A 7141-nucleotide genomic window follows, 5' to 3' on the forward strand; every position below is an offset into this window, starting at 1 on the left:
CTCCTTAATTAGGTGGCGATGAAGACGTTCTTGGTCTCGGTAAAGGCCAGTGCCGCATCGGGTCCCAGTTCGCGCCCGAGCCCGGACTGTTTGAATCCGCCGAACGGCGTCCAATACCGCACCGAGGAATGCGAATTCACCGACAGGTTCCCGGCTTCGACGCCGCGCGACACCCGCAGTGCGCGGCCCACGTCATTGGTCCAGATGGAGCCGGACAGGCCGTATTCGGTGTCATTGGCGATACGGATCGCATCGGCCTCGTCCTCGAACGCGACCACCGCGACCACCGGACCGAAGACCTCCTCGGTGAGCAGTCGATCCGAGGGCGCATCGGGCAGCACAACCGTCGGCGGGTACCAGAATCCGGGCCCATCGGGTTGGGTTCCGGTGAATGCGACCTTGGTCGACGGCTCGATGAACGAGGCGACCCTGGCACGGTGCGACGCCGAGATCAACGGCCCCATTTCGGTGGCCTCGTCCGCCGGATCGCCGACCCGCACCCCACGCACCGCCGGTTCCAGCAATTCCAGGAATCGGTCGAAGACGCTGCGCTGCACCAGGATTCGCGACCGCGCACAGCAGTCCTGTCCGGCATTGTCGAAGACACCATAGGGCGCGGTCGCCGCCGCCCGCTCCAGATCGGCATCGGCGAATACGATATTCGCGCTCTTACCGCCCAGTTCGAGCGTCACCCGCTTCACCTGCCGTGCACATCCGGCCATGATCTCCTTGCCCACCTCGGTGGACCCGGTGAACACCACCTTGCGCACGGCGGGATGGGTGACGAACCGCTGCCCGACCACCGACCCCTTACCGGGCAGAACCTGGAAAACGCCTTCCGGCACACCGGCTTCCAGCGCGAGCTCGCCCAGTCGGATCGCGGTGAGCGGGGTCAGTTCGGCGGGCTTGAGCACGACCGTATTCCCCGCGGCCAGCGCGGGTCCGAAGCCCCATGCCGCGATCGGCATCGGGAAGTTCCACGGCACGATCACCCCGACCACGCCGAGCGGTTCGTGGAAGGTGATATCAACCCCGCCCGCGACCGGAATCTGGTCGCCCAGCAGGCGTTCCGGGATTCCGGCGGCGAAATGCAGCACATCGCGGACATTGCCCGCCTCCCAGCGCGCATTTCCGATGGTGTGCCCGGCGTTGGCGACCTCCAACCGCGCCAGCTGCTCGAGATTCGCATCGACGGCCTCGGCGAATCGGCGCAGCAACCGGGCCCGATCCCCCGGCACGACCTCGCGCCAACCGACCGCGGCCCGCTGCGCGCGCTCGATGGCCGCATCGGTCTCGTCCGCACCGACGAGTTCGAGCGTGCTGACAACCTGCTCGGTCGCCGGGTTGACCACCTGCGTTGTCGTCACGAATTCCGCTCCCTTCGATAGGTTGCCGCTGCCTCGACCAGCGCCCGCATCAGGCGGATATCGGTGCCGTCCGCCTCCGGATGCCACTGCACACCCACCAGGAACGAACCGTCCGTCGTCTCCGCCGCCTCGATGGTGCCGTCCGGCGCGTGCGCGGCCGCGACCAGGTCCTCGGCCAGGATGGCGACGGCCTGGTGATGGTGACAGCTCGCCTGCACATCCGGTCCGGCAATGGCGGCGACCCGGCTGCCCGACACGGTCGACACCTTGGTCGTGTAGAAGCCGTCGGGCGTACCGGAATGGTCGTCGTTGCCGAGCAGATCCGGCAGGTGCTGTATCAGGGTGCCGCCGAATGCGACATTCACCAATTGCAGACCGCGGCAGATCGCGAGGATCGGCAGACCCGCGGCACGCGCCAGCGCGAACAAACCGAATTCGGATTCATCACGATCGGCTTTGAGCGGGCCGAGCGCGGCATCGGGTCGCGCACCATAGCGCGCCGGATCGATATCGGCGCCGCCGGTCAGCACCAATCCATCGAGCCGTTCCACCAGCTCCGGGCGTGCCACTCCGGCGGGTGGCAGCAGCACCGGAATACCACCCGCGCGCTCGACCATTCGCACGTAGCTGTGCGCGAGCACCGCGCTCTCCACATTCCAGGTGCCGAACCGAGCCTGCTCCACGTAGGTCGGCAGGCCGATGACCGGACGGATCTCCTCAGAGCCGTTCGAAACCACGGATTCGCTCCCAATCGGTGACCGCGGCGTCGAAGGCGTCCAGCTCGACCTGTGCCGCATTCCGATAATGGTCCACCACGTCGTCGCCGAACGCTGTTCGTGCCACCTTGCTCTCGCCGAACAATTGCGCCGCTTCCCGCAGGGTACGCGGCACCCGCGGACGCTGGGACAGGTAGGCGTTGCCATGGAACTCCGGCTCGAGCGGAAGCCCGTGCTCGATCCCGTGCAGCCCGGCCGCAATGGTGGCGGCCACCGCCAGGTACGGATTCACATCACCGCCCGGAATCCGGTTCTCCATCCGCAGCGACTGCCCCGCACCGACCACCCGAAGCGCACAGGTCCGGTTATCGCGTCCCCAGGCCAAGGCGGTGGGCGCGAAACTGCCGGGGACGAAGCGCTTATAGGAGTTGATATTCGGCGCGAGCAGATAGGTGAACTCGCGCAGGCAATCCAGCTGTCCCGCGAGGAAATGCCGCATGAGCGCGGAGGTTCCGTGCGGACCGTCACCGGCGAAGACCGCCGCCCCCGAATCGGCGCGCAGACTCAAATGAATGTGACACGAATTGCCTTCGCGCTCATTGTATTTTGCCATGAAGCTGACACTGTGCCCGTCCTGGGCGGCGATCTCCTTGGCACCGTTCTTATAGATACTGTGGTTGTCACAGGTCACCAGTGCCTCGTCATAGCGGAACGCGATTTCGTGCTGCCCGGGATTGCATTCCCCCTTGGCGGACTCGACATACATGCCCGCACCGGCCATTTCATTGCGAATGCGGCGCAGCAGGGGTTCTATGCGGGCAGTTCCCAACATCGAATAGTCGACGTTGTACTGGTTCGCGGGCCGCAGATCGCGATAGCCGGAATTCCACGCATCCTCGTAGCTGTCGTCGAAGACCAGGAACTCGAGTTCGGTGCCGACATAGGCCCGCAGCCCGCGCTCGGCCAGCCGCTCCAACTGTGCCCGCAATATCTGCCGCGGCGACACCGTGACCGGCTTGTTCGCCGGTTCCACCTGCTCGACATCACACAGCACGAGCGCAGTACCCGGCTGCCACGGCACCAGCCGCAAGGTACTCAGATCCGGGCGCAAGACGAAGTCGCCGTATCCGGTGTCCCATGACGAGATCGCATAGCCGCCGACCGTCGCCATATCGACATCGACGGCGAGCAGATAGTTGCACGCCTCGGTTGCGTGACCGACCACTTCGTCCAGGAAAAACCTTGCCGCACAACGCTTTCCCTGCAATCGCCCCTGCATATCGGTCATCGCGACCAGCACCGTGTCGATCTCCCCCGCCTCGACGAGCCCGCGCAACTGCACCAGCTCCAGCATCCCCGTACGCATCATGGACCCCTCTCGGCAGCAACCGTGCCAACGCTAGAGCAAAACGGACGACCGTGTGCTGGGACACACAAAACCCGATGGTCGGTTGTTGAACGGCCTGGTGGAGGACGTGCAGGACTCAGTTGGCGAGTACGTTGTCGCGAGTTCCGAGACCCCTGCCGTCGGTCACCAACGATGATGTACAGCTGGCGTTTCGTTGCACCGACGATCATGGCGAGGTGGTCCGGCCGCTTCCGGCGGTGTGTACCGGCCGTATGGTCGCGTCGCGGGATGCAATTTCCGTGATGGCCGGGTCGTTCGCGTTTATGACAGCGAACGAGACGGACGTGCGGGAGTTCTCGTGTGGCACCATGGTTCGCCGCAAACCGGGGTGCTGCTCGACCCGCTGCTCGAGGCGGCCACTGAGCGCGGAATCGGCTCGTGTCCTACGGTCGACCCGGTTACGGGGTTCCACCCGGGGTTTCGACCTCAACTCCATCACCGCTCCGGTTCTGCTGGTGGCGGGAGGCAATCCCTCTGGGCTGACGGCGAAGAAACGCACCCTAATAGCCGCGACCCGCGCGGTTCAGACTGGCCAGACCGAGGCTCGGCCCAACGCACGCTCCTGCCGATTTCAGTCGATTTCGCGAAGCTCGGCCGTGTGGTGGCCTCCGGTCAGTCACTGCATACGCGACGGGCTGCGTTTCGCCTGGGTTCGGAGCGCGGTCACGCGAACGCTTGCGCGTCCGCGGCCGTGTAGTTCTCGCGCAGTGAGAATGCCAGGGGTGAGGGGCCATTCGCACGCAGCGCTTGCAAGCGGGCCAGCGCATCGTCCAGGGTCGGCATCTGCCCGGCAGGTATCCACCACAGCACGATCATGTCCTCGCGGGGACGCTCGAACCAGTCGCTGCGCCGACGCAGGAATTCCAGATGGCCACTGCGATAGACATAGTCCCAGAACGCTTCTCGCGTCTCCCACACCGACAGGTTGACGATGACGTTCTCGCCGAGCGGGCGCATGGAGGTGGCGTCCACCCCGGAATCGTCCACCATGCGCCATAGGTAGCCCGGTGAGCGCTCGGCGAGAGCATTGATCGGCTCGAGCATGGAGGTGAAGCCGGCCATGCGTGGGTCGTCCAGAGGGTGCTTGATGATGGCCGTGTTCAGTTCGGCGAGGTGATAACCGGTCATGCGGTCACTTCACCCATGCCCGGAACTCTATGTCAATCTTCATTGTTTTTAGAGAGTTCGACGGCGGCGCAGCAGATTCCGGGGCGGGCGTCGATGCGCACATGCACCTCCGCGGAGTCTCCGAACAGACCCTCCAGCAAGGCGAGGTTCATGCCGCACACTAGGGGTGGATACGCCTCGGCGAGGGCATGGAATGGACAGTTGCGCATGCGCAGGGTGTCATCGTCGGCGAAGGGCTCATAACCGCGAGCACGAAGTAGATCGGCCACTCGAGACAGGTCGTGCACGGGTTCGCCCCGTGCTGCCCGCCCTTGTTCACGGGCCGCCTTCTGCAACTCGACATCCAACCGTGCCTCCTCGGCGACCTGAGCCAAAAGGCCTGCGGCCGTCCGATAGTCGCGCGGTGGCAGCGAGACCTGATGTTCGGCGACCGCCCGACGGTAGAGCTTGGCGGGCCGTCCCGCGCCCGGCCCCGACCGGCCGGACAGCCGCCGGCTCTCGGTCTCGAGCAACCCCGCCTCGACCAGCTTGTCGAGGTGATGCGCAGCCAGCGTGCGCTGAGTCCCGGCCGCGGTCACGGCCTCATTGCGACTCACCGGCTCGCCACGAGCCGCGACATAGTCATACAGCCGCCGTCGAACCGGGTCCTGCAGCACGCCTATGGCACCGATGTCCTTCACCCGCCCATTCTAAGAACAATCGACATCCGAGATAGAAGCCCCCTACCGCCGCGGGTTCACCCACCCGGAACGCGCAGTCGCGGATTCCACTGGGTGCAGGGCCATCCGTACTTCCCCAGCGCAGCGTGACCTACGGCAGACAGTCGCAGGTTCCCCCGTTTTTACCCAGCCTGGACCGAAGCGATGCCACGATCAGCTACCCGATCAGGAACTGACCGACGTCCGCTCATGCCGCATACCGCGCTGATCGAACCGGTCGGAGCGGGGCGGGCGACCTGCAGGTGGCTGTATCGATTCGAGGCCGACCGAACGCACCGCGCCGTGACGATGACCGTGCAGCGGCCCTTGCGCGGAGACCGACTCGGCTACTCTGCGGATTTTAGGTGCTCGATTGCGTAATGAGCCATCGCCCAAGCGTTTCGAGGTCGTCGGCAGTCGTCTCGTCGAGAGGAACCACGTCCGGGATCCCGTTCACCGGCTGGCCCGCGACCTGTGGGTTCGGGCTGAAACCTGGGATCGGTAGGTGGCGGGCGCGGCATCTACTTGCCCCATGACATCTTCTCAACCTCCCGCCAACCAACCGCAGTCCGCCGGTTTGGACAAAAAGACCAGCGCGATCCTGTCGTACGCACTGGGGTGGCTCACCGGAATCATCTTCCTGTTCGTGGGAAAGAAAGATCCCGATGTGAAATTCCATGCCTCGCAATCGATCGTCTTCTTCGGGGCACTCTCGGTGGTCAATATTGTGCTGAGCATCGTCGGCTCGCTCCTCGGAGTCCTGGGGATCATCTTCAGCCTCGCCGGACTCGCAGTCGCGGTCTTCGCGGTCGTCATATGGATCACGGCCATGGTCCAGGCGAACAACACCGGCGGTGTCCGCGCAGAGCTTCCCATCGTCGGAAAATTCACTGCCCCATATGCCGATCAGTTGGCCAACTCGATCAAGTAGGCAAGAGAGGACAACCTCGATGGTGACAGTGGGCATCGACCCCGGGAACTGGGAAGGTGATTTGATCACCGATGCACGCAATAGGACCGCGATCGCGACTCTGGTCGAGCACAGCACCCGCTACACCATGCTGGTCCACTTGCCCAGCGGGCACAGCGCACGGTCTTCGACCTCAGCCGGCCGATCACTGATCAAACCGGTCATTGAACACCATGGGCGCATCGTTGCTGATCTCGGGCACCGGACCTGCATGGTGCTTCCCGACGCGATATTCCACCACGGTGCCATCGGCGCGAATCTGCCCGCCCTGCACAGTTTTCCGCACCCCGTCACGCCAATCTCGCGCAGTGCGAACATTCACGCCGACCTCGGTAGCCGCCTGCGCCGTCGACCAACCAGACTCGATCAACTCGAGGAACCGTTGCTTGGCCGCGGGCTTACCCCGCTCAGCCTTGACCGCGCTGAACAGCCCCGCCGCGACCAAGACCCGACGAGCTGTCGGATGCGAAACACCTGCCGCCTTCGCTGCCTGATTCACCGATCCAGTTGCGTTGAACACCAATCCGATACGCTCGCGATCCACCGAACCGGACCGTTGCCTCGAACTCACCGATCGATCACCGAACTGACCAAGACCACCCGAAAACGACACGGCCGCCGCAACCTCACAACCGAGAATGCTGCGACGACCGCATGAACCCGCGTCATCTCGGGCCGTTGGCGTCCGCGCGGAACGTCCGAGAATGCCGATGACAGGGCACTCTTCTGGCGGATTGGTCACAGCGGTCAGGAATCTGCGTTCGTCGATTCCGAGAGGTAACCTGAGGCGCGCGGTACAGCGGGAGGGATGTGGTTTGGCGCAACGCTGGGTGACGATCTGTCTGCCGCCGGAT

At 64.6% G+C, this 7141-nt stretch carries 7 protein-coding genes and 1 pseudogene; 2 read left to right on the forward strand and 6 right to left on the reverse strand.

The annotated features are described in order from the left end of the window. Window positions 1-8 precede the first annotated feature (8 nt). From ACWEO2_RS40565 to ACWEO2_RS40585, 5 genes are all read right to left on the reverse strand, one after another. Window positions 9-1367, reverse strand: a complete 1359-nt coding sequence (locus ACWEO2_RS40565) for an aldehyde dehydrogenase family protein (RefSeq protein ID WP_452410236.1) — start codon at window positions 1365-1367, stop codon at window positions 9-11. Then, the gene (locus ACWEO2_RS40570; protein WP_452410237.1) at window positions 1364-2104 is read right to left on the reverse strand and encodes a gamma-glutamyl-gamma-aminobutyrate hydrolase family protein; all 741 of its coding nucleotides are present in this window, start codon (window positions 2102-2104) and stop codon (window positions 1364-1366) included. Before ACWEO2_RS40570 ends, ACWEO2_RS40565 begins: the two co-directional genes overlap by 4 nt. Further along, the gene (locus ACWEO2_RS40575; RefSeq protein WP_452410238.1) at window positions 2085-3449 is read right to left on the reverse strand and encodes a glutamine synthetase family protein; all 1365 of its coding nucleotides are present in this window, start codon (window positions 3447-3449) and stop codon (window positions 2085-2087) included. Before ACWEO2_RS40575 ends, ACWEO2_RS40570 begins: the two co-directional genes overlap by 20 nt. A gap of 705 nt (window positions 3450-4154) precedes the next feature. Next, the gene (locus ACWEO2_RS40580; protein ID WP_452410239.1) at window positions 4155-4619 is read right to left on the reverse strand and encodes a DUF3291 domain-containing protein; all 465 of its coding nucleotides are present in this window, start codon (window positions 4617-4619) and stop codon (window positions 4155-4157) included. Window positions 4620-4651: 32 nt separating this feature from the next. Further along, the gene (locus ACWEO2_RS40585) at window positions 4652-5299 is read right to left on the reverse strand and encodes a helix-turn-helix transcriptional regulator (protein WP_452410240.1); all 648 of its coding nucleotides are present in this window, start codon (window positions 5297-5299) and stop codon (window positions 4652-4654) included. Between the two features lie 550 nt (window positions 5300-5849). Here ACWEO2_RS40585 and ACWEO2_RS40590 point away from each other — a divergent pair. Next, entirely contained in the window at window positions 5850-6248 is a 399-nt protein-coding gene (locus ACWEO2_RS40590) for a DUF4870 domain-containing protein (protein ID WP_452410241.1), read from the forward strand. Between the two features lie 40 nt (window positions 6249-6288). Then, a pseudogene (locus ACWEO2_RS40595) lies at window positions 6289-6415 on the forward strand (IS30 family transposase); the annotation flags it as partial. A gap of 17 nt (window positions 6416-6432) precedes the next feature. Here ACWEO2_RS40595 and ACWEO2_RS40600 read toward each other — a convergent pair. Then, the gene (locus ACWEO2_RS40600; protein ID WP_452410242.1) at window positions 6433-6732 is read right to left on the reverse strand and encodes a helix-turn-helix domain-containing protein; all 300 of its coding nucleotides are present in this window, start codon (window positions 6730-6732) and stop codon (window positions 6433-6435) included. Window positions 6733-7141: the final 409 nt, after the last annotated feature.

It is taken from the genome of Nocardia sp. NPDC004278, assembly GCF_053602975.1.

Excerpts from the sequence above, each read along its gene's own strand:
- ACWEO2_RS40590 (WP_452410241.1), top strand. The coding sequence starts at position 5,850 with ATGACATCTTCTCAACCTCCCGCCAACCAACCGCAGTCCGCCGGTTTG.
- ACWEO2_RS40580 (WP_452410239.1), bottom strand. The coding sequence starts at position 4,619 with ATGACCGGTTATCACCTCGCCGAACTGAACACGGCCATCATCAAGCAC.
- ACWEO2_RS40575 (WP_452410238.1), bottom strand. The coding sequence starts at position 3,449 with ATGCGTACGGGGATGCTGGAGCTGGTGCAGTTGCGCGGGCTCGTCGAG.